This window comes from Bradyrhizobium algeriense (assembly GCF_003062295.1).
In the GTDB taxonomy this organism is placed as follows: domain Bacteria; phylum Pseudomonadota; class Alphaproteobacteria; order Rhizobiales; family Xanthobacteraceae; genus Bradyrhizobium; species Bradyrhizobium algeriense.
Genome location: NZ_PYCN01000006.1, coordinates 1 through 17,482 on the forward strand (window position 1 = coordinate 1; position 17,482 = coordinate 17,482).

The 17,482-nt window shown below is 59.5% G+C and carries 20 protein-coding genes; 13 read left to right on the plus strand and 7 right to left on the minus strand.

All coding sequences use genetic code 11. From position 1 onward, the window contains the following. Nucleotides 1-574: 574 nt before the first annotated feature. Complete coding sequence (locus C7G61_RS14425; RefSeq protein ID WP_108515107.1) at nucleotides 575-1,387, plus strand: aminoglycoside phosphotransferase family protein; 813 nt, start codon at nucleotides 575-577, stop codon at nucleotides 1,385-1,387. 181 nt (nucleotides 1,388-1,568) lie between these two features. Here C7G61_RS14425 and C7G61_RS14430 read toward each other — a convergent pair whose 3' ends face one another. Both C7G61_RS14430 and gspD read right to left on the minus strand, forming a co-directional pair. Then, on the minus strand, nucleotides 1,569-2,009 hold the full coding sequence (locus C7G61_RS14430) for a hypothetical protein (protein WP_108515110.1): 441 nt from the start codon (nucleotides 2,007-2,009) through the stop codon (nucleotides 1,569-1,571). Beyond that, nucleotides 2,006-4,168, minus strand: coding sequence for a type II secretion system secretin GspD (gene gspD, locus C7G61_RS14435; protein WP_145963616.1), 2,163 nt, complete (start codon nucleotides 4,166-4,168; stop codon nucleotides 2,006-2,008). The genes C7G61_RS14430 and gspD overlap by 4 nt, the downstream gene beginning before the upstream one ends. Nucleotides 4,169-4,608: 440 nt before the next feature. On the opposite strand from gspD, the gene C7G61_RS44630 reads away from it, so the two are divergent. Then, complete coding sequence (locus C7G61_RS44630) at nucleotides 4,609-4,776, plus strand: hypothetical protein (protein ID WP_190241818.1); 168 nt, start codon at nucleotides 4,609-4,611, stop codon at nucleotides 4,774-4,776. A gap of 33 nt (nucleotides 4,777-4,809) precedes the next feature. On the opposite strand, the gene C7G61_RS14440 is transcribed toward C7G61_RS44630, so the two are convergent. Further along, nucleotides 4,810-5,010, minus strand: a complete 201-nt coding sequence (locus tag C7G61_RS14440) for a hypothetical protein (RefSeq protein WP_108515115.1) — start codon at nucleotides 5,008-5,010, stop codon at nucleotides 4,810-4,812. A gap of 497 nt (nucleotides 5,011-5,507) precedes the next feature. On the opposite strand from C7G61_RS14440, the gene rfbF reads away from it, so the two are divergent. Genes rfbF through C7G61_RS14460 form a run of 4 tightly spaced genes read left to right on the plus strand, consistent with a single transcriptional unit; the run spans nucleotide 5,508 to nucleotide 8,845 of the window. Further along, nucleotides 5,508-6,278 (plus strand): glucose-1-phosphate cytidylyltransferase, encoded by a 771-nt coding sequence (rfbF, locus tag C7G61_RS14445; RefSeq protein WP_108515117.1) that lies wholly within the window; start codon nucleotides 5,508-5,510, stop codon nucleotides 6,276-6,278. A gap of 14 nt (nucleotides 6,279-6,292) precedes the next feature. Further along, complete coding sequence (locus C7G61_RS14450) at nucleotides 6,293-7,336, plus strand: NAD-dependent epimerase/dehydratase family protein (RefSeq protein ID WP_108515692.1); 1,044 nt, start codon at nucleotides 6,293-6,295, stop codon at nucleotides 7,334-7,336. Between the two features lie 19 nt (nucleotides 7,337-7,355). Beyond that, nucleotides 7,356-7,922, plus strand: a complete 567-nt coding sequence (rfbC, locus tag C7G61_RS14455; protein ID WP_108515119.1) for a dTDP-4-dehydrorhamnose 3,5-epimerase — start codon at nucleotides 7,356-7,358, stop codon at nucleotides 7,920-7,922. Continuing rightward, nucleotides 7,919-8,845, plus strand: a complete 927-nt coding sequence (locus tag C7G61_RS14460; protein WP_108515121.1) for an NAD-dependent epimerase/dehydratase family protein — start codon at nucleotides 7,919-7,921, stop codon at nucleotides 8,843-8,845. The genes rfbC and C7G61_RS14460 overlap by 4 nt, the downstream gene beginning before the upstream one ends. A gap of 49 nt (nucleotides 8,846-8,894) precedes the next feature. On the opposite strand, the gene C7G61_RS14465 is transcribed toward C7G61_RS14460, so the two are convergent. The 3 genes from C7G61_RS14465 to C7G61_RS14475 all read right to left on the minus strand — a co-directional run bounded on the left by C7G61_RS14465 (nucleotide 8,895) and on the right by C7G61_RS14475 (nucleotide 11,295). After that, entirely contained in the window at nucleotides 8,895-9,134 is a 240-nt protein-coding gene (locus tag C7G61_RS14465) for a hypothetical protein (RefSeq protein ID WP_108515124.1), read from the minus strand. 43 nt (nucleotides 9,135-9,177) lie between these two features. Further along, complete coding sequence (locus tag C7G61_RS14470; protein WP_108515694.1) at nucleotides 9,178-9,555, minus strand: H-NS histone family protein; 378 nt, start codon at nucleotides 9,553-9,555, stop codon at nucleotides 9,178-9,180. A gap of 276 nt (nucleotides 9,556-9,831) precedes the next feature. After that, nucleotides 9,832-11,295 (minus strand): undecaprenyl-phosphate glucose phosphotransferase, encoded by a 1,464-nt coding sequence (locus tag C7G61_RS14475; RefSeq protein ID WP_108515127.1) that lies wholly within the window; start codon nucleotides 11,293-11,295, stop codon nucleotides 9,832-9,834. A gap of 190 nt (nucleotides 11,296-11,485) precedes the next feature. Here C7G61_RS14475 and C7G61_RS14480 point away from each other — a divergent pair, with 190 nt between their 5' ends. Further along, nucleotides 11,486-11,749, plus strand: coding sequence for a hypothetical protein (locus tag C7G61_RS14480; RefSeq protein WP_108515129.1), 264 nt, complete (start codon nucleotides 11,486-11,488; stop codon nucleotides 11,747-11,749). 55 nt (nucleotides 11,750-11,804) lie between these two features. Here the strand turns inward: C7G61_RS14480 and C7G61_RS14485 are convergent, their stop codons facing one another. Next, entirely contained in the window at nucleotides 11,805-12,152 is a 348-nt protein-coding gene (locus tag C7G61_RS14485; protein ID WP_108515132.1) for a hypothetical protein, read from the minus strand. A gap of 266 nt (nucleotides 12,153-12,418) precedes the next feature. Here C7G61_RS14485 and C7G61_RS14490 point away from each other — a divergent pair, with 266 nt between their 5' ends. The 6 genes from C7G61_RS14490 (at nucleotide 12,419) to wecB (ending at nucleotide 17,481) form a co-directional block, all read left to right on the plus strand. Further along, nucleotides 12,419-12,826 carry a hypothetical protein gene (locus C7G61_RS14490; protein ID WP_108515135.1) on the plus strand — a complete coding sequence of 136 codons (408 nt, stop codon included), beginning with the start codon at nucleotides 12,419-12,421 and terminating at the stop codon, nucleotides 12,824-12,826. A 139-nt stretch (nucleotides 12,827-12,965) separates the two neighbouring features. Continuing rightward, nucleotides 12,966-13,982, plus strand: a complete 1,017-nt coding sequence (locus C7G61_RS14495) for an adenylate/guanylate cyclase domain-containing protein (RefSeq protein ID WP_108515137.1) — start codon at nucleotides 12,966-12,968, stop codon at nucleotides 13,980-13,982. Between the two features lie 438 nt (nucleotides 13,983-14,420). After that, nucleotides 14,421-15,125: a PEPxxWA-CTERM sorting domain-containing protein gene (locus C7G61_RS14500; protein ID WP_108515140.1), complete on the plus strand. Its 705-nt coding sequence runs from the start codon at nucleotides 14,421-14,423 to the stop codon at nucleotides 15,123-15,125. A 357-nt stretch (nucleotides 15,126-15,482) separates the two neighbouring features. Then, on the plus strand, nucleotides 15,483-15,683 hold the full coding sequence (locus C7G61_RS14505; protein WP_145963617.1) for a hypothetical protein: 201 nt from the start codon (nucleotides 15,483-15,485) through the stop codon (nucleotides 15,681-15,683). Between the two features lie 183 nt (nucleotides 15,684-15,866). Beyond that, nucleotides 15,867-16,073, plus strand: a complete 207-nt coding sequence (locus C7G61_RS14510) for a hypothetical protein (RefSeq protein WP_145963618.1) — start codon at nucleotides 15,867-15,869, stop codon at nucleotides 16,071-16,073. Between the two features lie 220 nt (nucleotides 16,074-16,293). After that, nucleotides 16,294-17,481 carry a non-hydrolyzing UDP-N-acetylglucosamine 2-epimerase gene (gene wecB, locus C7G61_RS14515; RefSeq protein ID WP_108515146.1) on the plus strand — a complete coding sequence of 396 codons (1,188 nt, stop codon included), beginning with the start codon at nucleotides 16,294-16,296 and terminating at the stop codon, nucleotides 17,479-17,481. The last annotated feature ends 1 nt before the right edge of the window (nucleotide 17,482 follow it).

Consider the following 17,482-nt stretch of genomic DNA (forward strand, 5'->3'; position numbering starts at 1 on the left):
GTCTGCGCGCGCAGGCCGGGACGAAGGAACGACCGCCAGGCACGAACAAAGGAACAGCGCGAAGTGAGGAGCTATCGATGACGTAACCAACATCCCTTACCCGCCGAGGTCTGCGAGAGGATGAGACGACGATGGAGGATCGGTCTTCCCGGCGTATGCGAACACTGGTGACCCAAATGGCCCATTCGAGGCCTGTCCGCTAACCAGCTCGCGTGCGCGCTGATATCCATGATGGCCCGGAGCACCACACGCTCCAATCAGAGGCCGGATACATTGATGCAAGACCGCATCTGCCAGGTTGACGAAACCTCTTGCAACGCGCGGCCGGACCATACATTTGGGTCAAACGCGTCGGTTCATCCCACCGCTGACCGCTTCCGATCTTCTTCCAACTGCGGACATCACAGGTCAGGCCCACCACTTCCGAAAAGTGCCACAACCGGACTTGGCACCATTGCGGAGTGGACGAAGCTCTCTGCAGGTTGAAAGGCTATCATAGTGTCCGGCGGCCCCGCGACGGGATGGGTTCCTTTTTGCTCGCAGCCGGTGTTTACTTTGCACGGCGGAGAACGGCATGCAGGGATCGCTGGGGGAAAAGATCGGTGAAGGCGCCTACTCCGAAGCCTACGCCTGGGCGCCGGGGCAAGTCGTCAAACTGTTCAAGCCCGGCTTGCCGCGGCGGATGCCCCGGTTCGAGGTGCACATGATCCGCGCCGTCCACGCCGCCGGCGCGCCGGTGCCGGAGGTGTTCGGCGAGGTGACCCTGGACGGGCGCTTCGGCATCGTGCTGCAGCGCCTCGACGGACCGACCCTACTGCAGCTAACCCGAACCGGCGCGGTGACGTTCGAACAGGCCGGCGCGATCGTCGCGGCTCTTGCCATGTCCATTCACAAGACGCCCCTGCCGCCGGAGGTCCTCTCCATGCGCGAGTATATGGAGGCTCAGTTGGGGCACGACGACGGCAAGCTCCCGAAGCACATCGCCACTGAAATCCTCGCGCTGATCGATCGCTTACCGCCGGGCGACGGGCTTTGCCATACCGACCTGAGCCCCGGTAACGTGATCATGACCGCGGAAGGCCCAAAGCTGGTCGACTGGGTCAGCGCGATGTGCGGGCCCGCAGTCCTCGAGCTTGGGTTCTTGCGCGTGATCCTGTCCGAGCTCGGGCCGGAAGTCGCCGACAATCCGGAGCGGCCGCGCGCGACCAATGCGGCGGCGCAATCCGAATATGCTCGGCTGGCCGGCATGTCTCTCGCGGAGCTAACGGCGGCAATGGAGCCGTATTTGCCCATCGTTCGCACCTTCGTCATTCTCGGCAACGCAGTGCCTTCGATGCGGGAGCGGCTGATCCAGCGCATCGAAGCGGCTCTGCGCTCGGAAGATTGAATTGTTTTGGTCGCGCGCCCGAGCCGGAGTAGCCTGTCGAAGCGAGCCGTCAGTGTCTCCTTTGGGTCACGAACGACAAAACTCAAAGTGAGTATAACGCGTCCGCTTTCGGGCGCATCGCGACCAAAGCGCTCCTTGGCCGGGCATGTTGAGCCCAGCTGCGCGCTAATGAGTCCGCGTCCTAGCCTTTTGAGTTGAGCACGACCGGCGGCGGCAGAGGGGGCGGTGGCGGCGGACGGACCGAGCCTTCGAGCTTCAGACGCTCCTCGACGACGGCTGGGCCCGGCTCCATCACGGTGCAACCCTTGTAGCGCTGCAGATCGGCCAGCGCGTCGAGCCGCCTGCGCTCATCGATGAGCTGCTTGGGCGCATCCAGCGGATATCGTTCGTAGCCGTAGCCCGCCAGCGGCCCCACCGCCAACCAATACTCCAGTCGGGCCGCGCGCCGCGCCGCGTAGCGGAAGGACGCCGCGATGCCGTTGCAGCTCATCGATTCATCAACCGGCAGGACGGCATAGGGCGGCGGCGGTTCGATCGGATAGGCATAGGTCACGCAGCCCGCCAGCGAGCAGGCCATGCTCGACAACAGCCAGAAATTTCTTATGGCCGCTCGGCGCTTCACTGTGAAATTATCCGCTGCATGGTGTTGGCCGGCGTACGCTCGCGTGAGGTGGTGTGCGGCATGTAGACATGCATCTTGCGCCGGTATTCTTCGGTCACGAGACGGCTTTCCGTGCCGTCGCGGACAACCTTGGGCGTGATCAGGATGACGAGCTCCGTCTTCTGAACCTGGTCGCCCCGGTTGGAGAACGCGGCGCCAAGGCCGGGGATATCGCCGAGCAGCGGAATCTGGTTGCTGGTCTTGTGGGCCTGCTCCTGGATCATGCCGCCGAGCGCCAGCACTTCGCCGTCATTGACGACGACGGTGGTCTTCACACGGCGCTGCTGGATGGTGGGCGAGTCGATCCCGGATGAGGTGGTTTTCACCACGGCGCTGACTTCCTGCTCGATCTCCAGCTGCACCCTGCCGCTTTCGTTGATGCGCGGCGTCACCGAAAGGATCACACCGGTATCCTGCATGGTGATCGAATTGACGATCGCCGTTTGCGCCGTCACCGTACTGGTCGCGGTCTGCGTGGTGATCGGCACCTGATCGCCGATCTGCAGCCGGGCCGTCTTGTTGTCGAGCACCATCAGCGAAGGCGTCGAAATGACGTTGACGCGTGTGATCGCGTTCAATGCGCTGAGCGTCGACGCTATGCTGGCTGCGTTGACGGCATAATTGAAGCCGGGAAACACCGAAGCCACGCCGCCGGTAAGCGCGTTCGAGAACGAGGCGGTCGGCGTGCCCTTCTTGGATAGCTGCCATTGCACGCCATATTGCAGCTTGTCGTTCAGCGTCACCTCGGCAATGACCGCTTCGATCAGGACCTGGCTTGCGACGACATCGAGCCCCTGGATGACGCGAAGCACGCGCTGGTAGTCCCGGTCATTGGCCATGATGAGGAGCGAGTTCTTCGTTTCATCGGCCACGATCTTGAGCGGCGGTTCACCGCCCACCCCGTTGGACGACGAAGACGACGAAGACGGCTCCATCGAATCCGGCGTCAATGCTTCCGGCTCGTTGTTCAGCGCGCGCTGCAGGCTTTGCAGATCGTTGCCGGGACTTACACCGCGAAGCCCGATCCCCGCGCCCTGATCGATATCCGGCGTCGCGCCGCCTGGTCCGGGCGACTTGGCCGAGCTACCGGAGAAGCTCGCCTGCTTCGACCGCGGTGAAACGCTGCGCGTCGGCGGCTTCACCACTTTCATTTCATTCGCGAACATCGACTGCAGCACGCTGGCGAGTTCCGCCACCGGCCGGTTCTGCACCTGATAGACGTGAAGCTGCCGCTCGGAGCCGGCCGCCTTGGCGTCGAGCCGCCTGATCCAGGTCTGCGCCCTCGGCAAATAACTCGGCTGCGAGGTCACGACCAGAATGGCGCCAAGCCGCGTGTTTGCGATGAACCTCACACGGCCCTTGAGCGGCCCCTCTTTCTCGGCCGCGAATATCGCCTTCAGTTCGTCGACCATTTTCTCCGGCTGGGGCGTTTTCACCGGAACGACGGCAAACGACATGCCCTTCATGACATCGACATCGAACACCGAAATCGAGTCGAGCATGCTTTCGATTTCCGCCGGCGAGCCCTTGAGCGCGAGAATGTTGCGCGCATCGTCGGCCTGCACGATGGCGCCCTTCGGCACCATCGGCTCCAGCACGCGGGCGACTTCGGTGGCGGAAACATATTTCAGGGAAACCACGCGAATGCCGTTGCCGGCGATCGCGCTCTCGGCCGGACCATCGCCGGTCGCAATCACGCCCGTGGCGGCCTGATCAGCCGGCGCAATCCGGTAAGTGCCGCGGCTTTGCACCAGCACCGCGCCGATCGGCACCAGCGCGGTCTGGAACATCTCCATCGCCTCGGCCTTGCTGACCGGACGCGTGGTTTGCACCGAAATGACGCCGTCGACGCGAGGGTCGACGACGTAGTTCACGCCGATCATGTCGCCGAGAACGGTCTTGGCGGCCTGCTGCAGGGGAACACTCGCCAGATTGAGAACCACGTTCCCGTCCGCGCCGGCGGTCTTCCGCTTCGAATACGTCCCGCCGATCATGCTGCCGCTGCCGCCATCCATGACGGCAACGGCCGGCGATGAGGGGGACGGAAGCGGCACGGCGCCCGTAGGGCCGCCGTCATGCGCATAGGATTGCTCCAGGGAAACCGGCTGTCCCGAAGCCAATCTGGGTTGTGACACCGTGGTCAGGGGCGTCGCGATGGGGGTAGTGGTGCAGCCCGATACAACAAGTATTGCCGCCCAGCAGGCGGCTAACCTCGTCGCAAGGCTACGAGAAAGTAACAAATAAAATCCCCAAACAGCTTCGCACCGTGGGCAATTTTTGGCGCGTAAATATTTGGTAAAACATCATAGTTAATCGACAGTAAATCGGCCGGGCTGTGGGGCGCGCGGGAGCCATGCATCCCTCGGGAAGAGTATGAAATGAAGAAAATCGGGAGACGATAGGTCCGTTTCGGACCGATAAATATAGACCTGAAAATCCAGCCGATGGGCCGCGTTATCGGTCTCACTGCAACGAGTGCTGCGGCTGGCTGAATCGGGACGAAGCTGCTACATTTAATTTCGGCCCCGCCCTCTCGGGCCTGAATATCAGGGATGACGGTATGATGAACCTTGTCGCAGCCCCCGTGAGCGAGACCTTCTCGGTCGTTGGGACGTGCATCAACTGCACCACTCCGGCCAGTCTGCTGGCAACGATGGCCGTCATCGCCGTCGGCGTTGTTCTGGCGTTTCGCTCAGAACGCCGCAATGGCGTGTCCCGCAACGCCTGAGCGAGGCAGCCGATTCATCAAACGAGGTCGCCATCAAACGAGGTCGTCGGGCTCGTATTCGACGAACTTCTTGTAGATCCAGCGCCTGCCATCGTGCCGGCGCCATACCTTGCCCCACAACAGCCGCCCCGTAATCGAGCGCCTCGGCACCATGACCGTCCAGAGATGCCAGGTGTCCGCCCACGTCCGCTCGGGATTGAACGACGGGATTTGAAACAGGTTGTATCGGCTCATCGGACTGAACTCCGGCATAGAAGGCAAATCACGCCGAAATAAATGACGGCGCGTTCACACCTCAATGCTGTCTGGGATGAAGGGAAGCCATCTTGGCCGTAACGCATTCGAGTTTGCGCCGAAGTTCGCACACTTCCCGATATCTTTGCGCGAGGTCTCCGGGCCGAGCCCGCAATTTACGCTTGGTGACGACTTTCCGATGCGGGCGATTTCGCTTCATGCTTCATCATAGCTTCGCCGATGAAGGGCTCAATCAAAGCCGTTGATTAAGCTAACCCGTCAACCTTACCTGGCCGCATTCAATCTCAACGTGCGGCATGCAATGAACCCTGCTTGATTTCGCGCATCGTTCCCGGCAACGGAACCCGCAAATTGACGGGCGAAATCAAATAAACCATTCTGTCACGAAATGACGGCACGGCCTCGCGCGGCAGCGCCATTTCATGTAGTGAATAGCGGTAAACCTATTAATCTCAACGTATTGAGTGGCAAATTAAATGCACGCAGTATTGCTGGCGGGTGGCCTGGGAACTCGGTTCGCCGAGGAAACCGATGTTCGTCCCAAGCCGATGATCGAGATCGGCGGCAAGCCGATCCTTTGGCACATCATGAAGATCTACTCTAGCCACGGCATCAACGACTTCATCATCTGCCTTGGCTACAAGGGCTACGTGATCAAGGAATATTTTTCCAACTACTTCCTGCATCAATCGAACGTCACCTTCGACCTTCGCGAAAACAGGATGGAGGTTCTGCAGAAGCACGCCGAGCCGTGGCGGGTGACGTTGATCGACACCGGCGAAGAAACCATGATCGGCGGGCGCATCAAGCGAATTCTTCCCTATATCGGCGATGACGACGCCTTCTGCCTGACCTATGGCGACGGCGTGGCCGATATCGACATCACCGAAAGCATCGCCTTCCATCGCCGCGAGGGCCGCCTGGCGACCGTGACCGGCACACAGCCGCCCGGCCGCTTCGGCGCCATCAACCATCAGGGCCCCCGCGTCACCGGCTTTCAGGAAAAGCCGCGCGGCGACGGCAACTGGATCAATGGCGGCTTCTTCGTGCTTTCACCCAAGGTCGGCGATTACATCGAAGGCGACGCCACCGTGTGGGAAAAAGAACCGATGACGAATCTGGCAACCGATGGCCAGCTCAGCGTGTTCCTCCATGACGGCTTCTGGCACCCGATGGATACGTTGCGGGACAAGCGATATTTGGAAGATCTTTGGTCAAGCAATAAGGCTCCCTGGAAAAAATGGTAAAGAAGAAAGATTCCATGCGTATTCTTATTACCGGTTCGATGGGCTATGTCGGCCCCATTCTTACGCGTCACCTCCGGCAGAAATTTCCAGACGCCGAATTGATCGGCTTCGATACCGCATTTTTTGCTCACAATCTTACGGGAGCGGCCAGGTTGCCCGAGTCGCTGCTGGATCGCATGCATTTCGGCGATATCAGAAACTTTCCGCCGGAGCTGCTCGATGGCGTCGACGTCGTCGTCCATCTGGCGGCGATCTCCAACGACCCGATGGGGAAGGAATTCGAAGGCGTCACCGAAGCGATCAACGAAAAGGCCAGCGTTGCGCTCGCACAGATGGCGGAGCAGCGTGGCGTCGGCCGCTTCGTATTCGCTTCGAGTTGCAGCATTTACGGCGCCGCCGAAGGTCACCCCAAGCGCGAGAGCGACCAGCTCAATCCCCTCACCGCCTATGCTCGCTCCAAGGTCGCGATGGAAAACGCGCTTCGCGCGAGCAACGCCGGTGAAATGACGGTCACGTGCCTGAGGTTTGCGACCGCTTGCGGCATGTCGGATCGCCTGCGGCTCGATCTGGTCCTGAACGACTTTGTCGCGAGTGCGCTGGCCACAGGCGAGATTACCGTGCTCAGCGACGGGACGCCGTGGCGGCCGCTGATCGACGTGTCGGATATGGCACGGGCCATTGAGTGGGCCATCGGACGCGATACCGACCGAGGCGGACGGGTTCTTGTGGTGAATGCCGGCAGCAACGCAGGAAATTATCAAGTCCGCGATCTGGCCCAGGTTGTGGCCGCTGAACTGCCCGGAACCCAGGTGAGCATCAATACGGCGGCGCCGCCGGACCTGCGCTCCTATCAGGTTGATTTTTCGCTTTTCGCCGAACTGGCGCCCGCGCATCTCCCGGCGGTGCCGCTCGCCCAGTCCGTCCGAAACCTCTCAGCCGGACTGAACGGAATGAGATTCTCCGACAAGGAATTTCGCACATCCTCCCTGATGCGGCTCAAGACGCTCAAGGACCACATTGCGGTGGGTCGGCTGTCTGCCGACCTCCGCTGGCAATAATCTTGAAAGGCCGACAATCGTGAAGTTTCACCCAACGCCGCTTCATGGCGCCTACACGATCGAACTCGAAAAGCGCGGTGACGACCGGGGCTTTTTCGCGCGTTTCTTTTGCCAGAAGGAATTCGAAGCGGCCGGCGTGCCGACGTCGATCGTTCAGATCAACAACTCCCTGAGTGCGAAAGCCGGCACCCTGCGCGGGATGCATTATCAACTGGCCCCGGCCGCCGAAATCAAGGTGGTGCGCTGCATTCGCGGAGCCCTCTATGACGCCATCGTCGATCTGCGGCCGGACTCTCCGACCTTCGGCAAGTGGTTCGGCGTCGAACTCACCGCAGAAAACCGACGGATGATTTTCGTTCCGCAGGGTTTTGCGCACGGCATCATGACGCTCACCGACGACACCGAAGCGTTCTATCTGGTGAATGCGTTCTACGCCCCCGAGCAGGAGCGCGGCTTGCGCTTCGACGATCCACGATTTGGGATCGAGTGGCCGCGGGCTCCCGTTGAAGTTTCGCCCAAGGACAGCAGTTGGCCGGATTTCGACCCTGTCTTCCATGGCATCGAATCCCTGCGAGGCCTGACGTGAGAATCCTTCTGACCGGCGGCAGTTCGTTTACCGGTCTTTGGTTTGCGCGCAGCCTTGCCGCGAGAGGCCATACCGTCGTCGCCCCCCTCAGGGGCAGCGATTATTCGGGCTTGCGCGGCAGTCGGGTTGCCGAGCTCCGTCGTGTGGCTGAAGTCGTCGAGGATTGCCCGTTTGGCTCGGCCCGCTTTCTCGATCTCGCCGGGACGGGCTCATTGGATCTGTTGTGTCAGCATGGGGCCCAAACCGGCGATTACCGCAATCCGGACTTCGACGTCATTGGCGCCGTCGCCGACAATACGAAGAATGCCGTCGCAGTCCTGAAGGCGATGATGGCGCGCGGCCTGGCAGGCGTCGTGCTGACCGGGTCCGCATTCGAACAGGACGAAGGTGCCGGTGAAGCGCCGCTCAGAGCTTTTTCCCCCTACGGACTATCGAAAGGCCTCACCTGGCAATATTACCGCTTCCTGAGCGAAACCATGAACTTCAATCTTGGGAAGTTCGTGATCGCGAATCCGATCGGGCCTTTCGAAGAGCCGCGGTTTTGCAACTATTTGATACGTACCTGGTTCAAGGGCGAGGTTCCGGCGGTACGGACACCTCTCTACGTGCGGGACAACATTCATGTCGATCTCCTGGCCGCAACCTATGCGACCTTTGCCGAGAGAGTGCCCTTGCAGAAGGGCATGACGAAGTTCAATCCGAGCTTCTACGTCGAGAGCCAGGGTGCGTTTGCACAACGCTTCGCCGCGGAAATGTCATCCCGCCTTGGCGTTGCCTGCCCCGTCACGTTGCTGCAGCAGGAGGACTTCACCGAACCGATGGTCCGGATCAACACCGACCGGATTGACGGGGCGGAATTCGGCTGGAGCGAGCCATCGGCCTGGGATGCCGAAGCCGAATTCTATCAGCACGCCGCAAAATAATTGCGGACCGTCGCGTCAGCCCGATACGTGGCATCGCGACTGGTCTGTACTATCTCCGGCAACTTTCCCTGCACGTTTGGGCCTGGTTGTCACATGCGATCTGGCAGGGTGCGCCGAGCGTGGTCGGGCATATGCGCTTGCAGGTATCGTTCTGGCTGGCGCAGTTGGCAAAGCAGGCGTCGCTGGCGGCATCCGCCAACCGCAACTTGCCGATCGAGACGTTGCTTTGACCTGCCGCGGCGGTTCCAATCAGCAGCAGGGACAACGCTGCACAGAGCGCGAGCTTCATGGAGACCTCCGATTACACAGCCTTTGCGGCTGCCAAAAGACGCCTATGCACGGCGGCGGCGAGAACCTTCGCCGCTGGCATCCGGCTTGCCAATCACGAACTCTTCGATCTTGTGACCGGTCTTTAGCGCGGCTGTGAGCCAGCGAGGCTGCTTCCCGCGACCCGACCAGGTTTCGGAAGGCTCATCGGGATTTCGATATTTTGGAAATACGCGCGGGTACTTCCGGCGCTCGCGCGGCGCACTTCGGACATCCGCGGATTCCGATTGGCGCATCTCCTTCTCGCGCCGAAGTTGCGCCAACCGCTTCTCGAGCTCACGCTTTTCCGACGTCAATCGAACCGACAAGATCTGACTGAGCTCCTCATGGAGCTGCCATAACTCGTCTACAGACATTCCATCGAAATTTAGCTTCTTGTTCATCCCGCCTGTGACCATCACGATTCGTAACAAACTATAAGTCCAGCGGTGGGCCTTTCCAGCAAAATTGTAGATTTGGCAACAAATCTCCGCAAAAACGCGGGTTTGCCGAGCATCAAACCTAAGTGGTTCAAATATCTCTCAAATCATGATCCATCCGAAACCTTCCGGGCGGCTTTGTTCCAAATTGCGCAGGCAAATAGCAAGGTTCCCCGCACCCACGGGTTGAAAGAAACCGGCACTTAGCAGATCACGAGCGTCGCGATGTCTTCGGCTGGGTCAGTAAGCGTTGCGCTTACGCAGCACCTCGAAAAAGGTCTTGATCAGTATCTGGATGTCCAGCCACAGACTCCAGTTGTTGATGTACCAGAGGTCGAGTTTTACGCGTTCGGAGATGTGCTCAATCGTGGGTGTGCCCCCGCGCGCTCCGTTGCATTGCGCCCAACCGGTCATGCCGGGCTTGACGTGATGCCGGAAGGCATACGCGCTCAACACCGTCTCAAAATAATTGTCATGGGCCAGCGCATGCGGACGCGGACCGATCAGGGACATGTCACCCCTGAGGACGTTCAACAGCTGAGGCAATTCATCGATGCTTGCCGATCGCAACAGACGGCCAATGGACGTTACCCGCGGATCGTCGCGCGTGGCCTGCACCACGGCGGGCCCGTTTTCCTGCACGGTCATGGTGCGGAATTTGAACATCATGAACTGCTTGCCATTAAATCCCTTCCGGAACTGCCGGAAAATAACCGGCCCGGGACTGTCAAGCTTGATGGCGATAGAAGTGAGCGCCATGATGGGCAGAAAGAACACCAGCGCCAGGCCCGCGATAACAATGTCCATCACGCGCTTGACGAAGCGCTCCGCGGCACTGAGCGGCGCGCGTTGAATTTCGATGGCGAGGACGCGCTGACGCGCCGATGACGCATAATTCGTCAACGTCCGAACCCGCATGTCGGGCAAGAGCCGCACCGCTACCGGAAGCGATTTGACGTGCTCGCGGATGAACTCCAGCCGGGGTGCATCCTCCCAGGGCATCGCAAGCAAGACTTCCCTGCAATTATTGCGCCTGACAAAGTTTGCGGCTGAGTTGATGACGCTGACGTCGATCGCGTCGCGCTTCGCGGGATCGTCTTCCGAACTGAGCGTGAAGCGGCTGACTTCGGAAGTACCGAAGAAAACCAGGAGATCCCGGGGCTCCAGCGCGGCGATCTCGTGGAAATCGCCGATCAGCACGATGTCCCGTCGGCCGATCACGCCGCGCGAAACGGCAGCCGCCAGGGCCACCTTGGTAGCCTTCCTGACGGCGAGCAATCCCACCGGTGCAACAAAATAAAACGCCACAAAGGCGCCGCGCGAATAATCGACGCCGATCTTCAGCAGAAACGCAAAGAAGGCGAGCAGCAACCCTGTCGTAAACCAGCAGATCAGTATTTCGCTGATCTCGACGCGCGGTTTGGCGCTGTCAGGAAAATCGTAATAACCGCTGCCACTCATGCGCAGGATGTGAATGAAGCTGGCCAACAAGCCGACTGCGCAATGCGGGAGAATGTTCGGTACGTCGTTGCCGGCGGACAGCTGATAGCCGATGCCCCCCGCCACGCTGGACAGCAGGATCACGAAGGCATCTGCGGTCGATAATAAATAGGGGACCGCGTTGCTGGAGAAACGAGCGGGAGGACCGCCAGCGGAATTGTCGAGCTGGCCTACCTTGTTGCCAATATCCGCTCCGATCGACATGAAAAAATGCCTGCGCAATATCACTGATACAACGGTCTGATTATTGGCCAGAGACCATAAATCCGACAGACCATCAAAGGCCTAAGTAACTCTTCGTTAATACCCGTGACCATACACTCAGGCGGAGGTGCAACGCAACATTTAATCAGTTTGAATGCGCTTTTAATCGTATTAAGGAGTGAGTAGACGCATGCTGCCCATCCTCGCCTGCGGTGCCGGCATCTATGTGGGCCTTCACTTCAATATTTTGGCGCTGCTCCCGCTCTCTGTACTGGGCGCCGGGGCATACGTTGTCTCGGCCTGGTCCAACGGCCAGGGCTTGCTGGACAGCCTGGCCGTCCTGGCACTTCCAATCATCGCCGTTCAGGCAGGCTATTTCGTGGGGCTAACGACCCGGCCGGCTTATTTGCACTTGCGATCCCGGCTCAATATTCGGCACTCAGAGCGGGTATAATCCCGGGAATACGATTTAAACGCGGATTATTCGAAAATTTCCGCGGCTAGCGGTCCTACCGCACCTTGTCGGCGAAATACCGGCTGAAGACTTCCTGAATGGCACCCAGACCACCAAGCTGACGATCGAGCTCCTGTGTGCGTTTTTCGCCGCTTGCCATTTCCTGCTCATATTCCTTGATCCTGGCCGCGTCCTTGGCGTCGCGCGTCAGGTATTCGTCATAGTCAGTGCCGGTGGCAAAGGCGGCCTGATCGCGCGCCGCATCGACCCGCGCACGCAGGGCGTCCCTCTCTCTCTGGATCGAGGCGACTGCGGCCTCAACGGCGGCCGAAATTGAGCCGAGCCGTTCGCTGTCAGTCTGAGCATCGCGCTCCGCGGAACGAACCTTGAAAGCTCGTGCCATATCGAGTCTCCTTGGGCAGACCGGTCTTCGCTGCACTGCTTCGCCGGACCGGCAGATCGCTGACCACCGTTGGGAAAGGAAAGTTTTGTACAGCCTATCGAACCACTGCCCGATCAACAACGTTGCATTTTTTTGAAAAAACGAAAGGCTGGATTCCCAGATGATTCGGATTTTCTGCGATAGTAACGACCGTGCAAGCGTATAGGTTTGCCAAGCATATGCCGAGGTGACTACCGGACAGAAGCAAGATGAGATTTCGAGACACCTTGAAATTTGCTCTTGAGCTGTTTGTGCCTGAAAAGCTCATGCATCCAGGCGGGAGTACTGCGTCCGATCCGAAGGCTGAGGCGTCGCAGAATGTCGCGACAAGTCTCGAAGCCGAGGAGACCGTACAGCACCGCAAGGCCCGCCGGATTATCGAGGAGTTGGACCATGCTCAATTTGGCGGTCCCTCCTTCGGTCCGCAAACGATCGAGTTGATGTCAACGGCGCTGGAAGGTGCCGAGGCTTCCCTGCCCGAGCCGGCGTCGGACCAGCAGCTTCGATTGATCGCAGCCAAGATATTGAAGGTAGCCGGCGACGGCGAGCGCGATCCGATCCGCCTGAAGGCCGCGGCGATGTCTGCCCTGGGGCCGGTCATAGGCAATGCGGACGGACAGCCACCCTCGGCCTGAGCGCAAGCGCCGCCGATGTTATTGCCTCCTATATGCGCCTGATCGGACGGGGTGATTTGCCACTCAAGCGGATGGCAAGCTATAAGCCGGTCGGGCGGTCGCCTGATCGTCTCGCCCGCTCTGCCTGGGGACAATCAAAGTGGTTCATCGTGAAGCTCCTAAATCGATCCTGGTTCACGCGCTTTTTGGACTGAGGAAACTGCTGGGCGTCGCAACGTTCGCTCTGATAATTGTTCTGGTAGGCCCGAAGCTGTTTGTCCTGTTCGACAATCCAAAGAACGCAACGATCCCGGCCAAGCTGTTCGAGGCGCGCGAATACATTCTCGGTAAATCCGCGCCGGTGCTGCATCGATATGTGCCGACCAATATTGCCGGCAGCGATCGTTCCGACTGGATCCTCATTGGCCTCGCCATTGTCGTCACTATTTTCTCCGGCTCGATCGCCCAGCGCTCGCAGACCGCCCAGAACCGGCGGCTCCTGCGAAAGTCGGCCCAGGCATGGCGCCGGAAGGAAGGCGTGAAGCCGGGCTCCAAGCTCGACGCCGAACTGGAGACCACGCTGCGAATGGCGGAAAGCGGCAAGACCGTGAACCGTCAGGAGTTGTTGCGGGTATTTGCCGAAACCAAGAAGAAGCTGGACACGTTCGGCCGTGAAGTGGCCTTCCTTGCCGTCGACGTGGTCGGTTCGGCGGGGATGAAGCACGGCGAGGATCACGCTTCAATTCAATATGACTTCGAGGAGTATCGAAAGCTCGTCGAGCGCATCTTTCGCGCCAGGGGCGTGTTGAAGACGGCATGGACGCCCGACGGCGTGATGGCATGCTTCGCCCATGTGGAGGACGCTTGCCAGTCGGGCAAGGACGTCATCAAGAGTCTCAAGGTGTTCAACCGCGATGTGAAACTGTCCAAGGCCGATTTCGCCGTTCGCTGCGGCGTCAACGCGGGCCTGGTCTATTTCGACGACTCTACCCCGCTCGAGACGATCTCGGATCGCGTCATCGACGTCGCCGGGCACATGCAGAAGAACGCCGAACCGAATACCGTGCTGGTGGCACGCAAGATCATCGAGCCGTTGCGTCAGCTTGAGGAATTTACCCACACCACCCAAGTCATCGATGGCTACGAAGCCAGCGTGTGGCGGGATACCGTCTCTTAAGCCACGCTCGGCTGCGTCCACCACACCCACATATTAGCGCCCATCGTGCGGCGCGTTTGCGAGCAGCGAAAAAAGCCCCCGAATGCGGCCTTGAGCGTTTCCGTCGATCACGGTGATCAGACGGCTGCGCTGGCGCCGTAGCGACTCCACAGCCACAATTTACAGTGGAAGGTCGCCTCTTAAAAAATGCGGACAGTTCGAAAGTGACAAGACCCTTGCTCGACGGGCGTGCTGCGCGAGCAGAGGATCTGCTTGCCTGAGGCGTAGGCGATAAACACGGTAAAAGTATCATCCACGCGTCATAATACGACATTAGATAACATTGGAGCTGGCGAACTTTAAATAAACACTTGGGCCAGCCTTGGGACGCAGTCATCGATCGAGCCTGACGAGGAACATTCAGTGTTTCGGCGCAGGTTCTCAACGGAGCATCATTAAATGGTTGGTACCATCGCTAAGCTGTCTTGCGCTGTTCTTCTTGTTGTGTCCGCTGTGCCGGCCAAAGCTGTCGAAGTGATCACGAACGGCGACTTTCAATCGGGTCTGACGGGATGGACCTCGTACACCACTGCGAACGGAACGATCGCTGCCACTCCGAGCTTGCCAGGTGCTCCGCAGCCGCAGAACGCCTCGGTCGTCTCTTTCGACGTGACGGGTTCCGGCGCTTCGAACGCGTTGTTCCTGAACGCAGGCAAGATCATTCCTCCCTATGGTTCCGCTCCCGGGGAAGGTGGTGGCGTCTCGCAGACGTTCACGACGTCGGGTGGCATGGCGACATTCTCGGCCGATATTGCGGCATTTACCCGCGTGAATGGTCTCACGGCGTTCGGATTGATGAGCGTACTGCTGGATGGCGTGGTGTTGGACAGCTTTGACTTCATCGGCCCTGGCACGTCGACGACACTGCACAACACGCTGGACTTCACCACCAACCTTACGGCTGGGCAGCATACCATCCAGCTACAGGCCACGCGTATCTTCGCACCCGGTGGTGGCGTTACCTCGCAATACTTCGACAACGTATCGCTCGACGTGCTGACGCCCGTTCCGGAACCCTCAACCTGGGCGATGCTGATCCTTGGCTTCGTTGGTGTAGGTTTTATAGCTTATCGCCGTCGCAACGGCGCAGCGCTCGCAGCCTGATCAGCGCTTCCAATTGGACTGAGAAGCCGCCGCAGGGCGGCTTCTTTTTTGTACCGTGCTGGACCCTGCTGCGCGGCAAGTACGTCGCTTGAGAGACAAAAGCGGGCATCAACCTCAGCGCATCACGCCATCGACTCACGCAGCCGCGAACAAGGGCGATCGTATCTCTTGATTGCAATCATCAGCCCACAATTAAGGAAAAGCAGAAAACTGCCATCTGAAGACCGCGCCAAGGCCGCCGGACTAAGTAAATAAAATCATTGGAATATTTTTTAATCACCCGCGTTGACCGCCGCAATATTATCACATATGTTTTACCTTTAATTAGTTAATTTGAGGGGTTTTGCGGTGGCGGCCGTGGATACCAAACTCAGCTCCGATTTGAGACGGTTGCGATACGCCCTTGAGGCGGTTTCGGCGGATCTGGATGCCATTGAACAACGGCCGCATCCTTTGCTTCGTTCGGCCGCGGCAAATCTCGAGGCTAATCGGGGCGACCGCCTGGAGACATTCGTCAATCACTTTGTTTTTGCGGTAAAGCGCGGCGTCCTGCGGTAGACGAGCAACAGCCCGCAAGCATTGGGCCTTCCATAGCGCGCGGGGCGAAAACCCCGGCACGAAGCAAGCCCATTTGTATGGCATTGCTCTTGGATGCCGTTGCCGGCTCCATTGTTACGTCGTGACCCAACCAGGCGATGGGGTTGTGGTTCACTTTGGAATCCCTTGGTCGAGATCTCATTTATGCCGGTCGATATTGCGAAAGCCTATTTCGAGATTCAGCTGCTTCGCGAAGAGATTCGAAGGGCGGAGCTCGCTCTCAGGATTTCTTTCGCGCGTCCGCCGAACCGTCCTCGCTACACCGGGGTCATGAAAGCCCGTAGCTCGCAGGCGACCAATCCACATCGCAAATCGATTTCCGGCGACCGCGTTAACGGTCAAGATTTATGATGCCCGCATAAATACGGGCACCGCATTTACCATGCATCCAAGTCTTCTCCGGACTACTACGGCAATCTCCGAAAATCCATTTAAATCAATTGTCTAATTCTTGGTTGCTGGCTAAAACACCGTGGATTTCTAATGGTGCCGTCGGGTTTAGTGGTGATGTAACGGCATTTCGGTCGGTAGTCGTGTCGTGGGGACGATGCGATCTTTTTGAAAGCAAGGCATGCATCACCCCCGCAGAGAGCATTTCAGCCACTCAACGCCTGTCCGCACTTTTGTCTTTGTGATTGGGACCCGGCCTGAAGTCATCAAGGTGGCCCCCATCATCCGCCGCCTGCGCGAAGCCGAATGGGCGACCGTTCGGATCGTAACGTCCGGCCAGCAGAGCGATCTCCTCGACAGCACCCTTGCCGAATTCGACCTCCGCCCGGACTTCTCCATCCCGCATCGAAGCAATTGTCGGACGCCTGCGGTTCTCGCCAGCCTGCTCGTTCGCCGTCTCGACAAATATTTCGGGGAGGTTCGGCCGGATTGCGTTCTGGCCCAGGGGGACACGACGACCGCCTATGCATCGTCGATCGCGGCATTCTACCGCAAGATCGCCTTCGTGCATGTCGAGGCCGGGCTGCGCACGCCAAGCCTTGACGCGCCCTTCCCCGAGGAATTCCACCGCCGTTCGATCGCCGTATCCACGTCCCTTCACTGCGCCCCGACATCGGCCGCTGCGCAGAATCTGGCGCGCGAGAACATTTCGCGGGAGAAGATTATCGTTTCGGGAAACACGGTGATCGACTCGCTGCTCGAAGTCGCGGCCTCGAAACCGGCGCGGCCCGCCGGGTTTCCCAGGCTGCGGACCATCCTGCTCACAGCGCATCGGCGCGAGAATTTCGGCGCGCCGCTGCGGGACGCGTTTACCGCGATCAGGGCCTTCGTCGATCTCACCCCCGACGTCGCGGTGTATTTTCCGGTTCATCCCAATCCAAATGCGCGCGAAACGGCCATCGAAATTCTTTCGGGACATCCCCGGATCAAGCTGGTCGATCCGCTGAGCTACCGCGACGTCGTCGCCGCGATACAGAATGCCTGGTGCGTGGTGACCGACAGCGGCGGCCTTCAGGAAGAGGCGCCTGCGCTCGGCAAGCCGGTTCTGGTGTTGCGCGACGTGACCGAGCGGCCAGAGGCGGTGGCGTCTGGGGTTGTTGAATTGGTTGGGACATCCCGCGAGGCGGTATTCGGCGCGTTGTTCGAGTTGCACAAGAACCGCGCCAAATATGCCCGCATGGCCCGGCCGGTTTTTCCCTATGGCGATGGTCACGCCAGCAAGCGGATCGTCGAAGCTCTCTATCGGCGATACGTCCTGCCGCCGCAAATGCGCCCCGCCGAAATCATTCAGCTTCACCACGCGTCGTAAC

Coding starts and splice junctions, on each gene's coding strand:
- C7G61_RS14475 (WP_108515127.1), bottom strand. CDS start 11,295: ATGTCGATCGGAGCGGATATTGGCAACAAGGTAGGCCAGCTCGACAAT.
- C7G61_RS14450 (WP_108515692.1), top strand. CDS start 6,293: ATGCGTATTCTTATTACCGGTTCGATGGGCTATGTCGGCCCCATTCTT.
- C7G61_RS14480 (WP_108515129.1), top strand. CDS start 11,486: ATGCTGCCCATCCTCGCCTGCGGTGCCGGCATCTATGTGGGCCTTCAC.
- wecB (WP_108515146.1), top strand. CDS start 16,294: ATGCATCACCCCCGCAGAGAGCATTTCAGCCACTCAACGCCTGTCCGC.
- C7G61_RS14510 (WP_145963618.1), top strand. CDS start 15,867: ATGCCGGTCGATATTGCGAAAGCCTATTTCGAGATTCAGCTGCTTCGC.
- C7G61_RS44630 (WP_190241818.1), top strand. CDS start 4,609: ATGATGAACCTTGTCGCAGCCCCCGTGAGCGAGACCTTCTCGGTCGTT.
- C7G61_RS14470 (WP_108515694.1), bottom strand. CDS start 9,555: ATGAACAAGAAGCTAAATTTCGATGGAATGTCTGTAGACGAGTTATGG.
- C7G61_RS14485 (WP_108515132.1), bottom strand. CDS start 12,152: ATGGCACGAGCTTTCAAGGTTCGTTCCGCGGAGCGCGATGCTCAGACT.
- rfbF (WP_108515117.1), top strand. CDS start 5,508: ATGCACGCAGTATTGCTGGCGGGTGGCCTGGGAACTCGGTTCGCCGAG.
- C7G61_RS14500 (WP_108515140.1), top strand. CDS start 14,421: ATGGTTGGTACCATCGCTAAGCTGTCTTGCGCTGTTCTTCTTGTTGTG.
- C7G61_RS14425 (WP_108515107.1), top strand. CDS start 575: ATGCAGGGATCGCTGGGGGAAAAGATCGGTGAAGGCGCCTACTCCGAA.
- C7G61_RS14465 (WP_108515124.1), bottom strand. CDS start 9,134: ATGAAGCTCGCGCTCTGTGCAGCGTTGTCCCTGCTGCTGATTGGAACC.
- C7G61_RS14440 (WP_108515115.1), bottom strand. CDS start 5,010: ATGAGCCGATACAACCTGTTTCAAATCCCGTCGTTCAATCCCGAGCGG.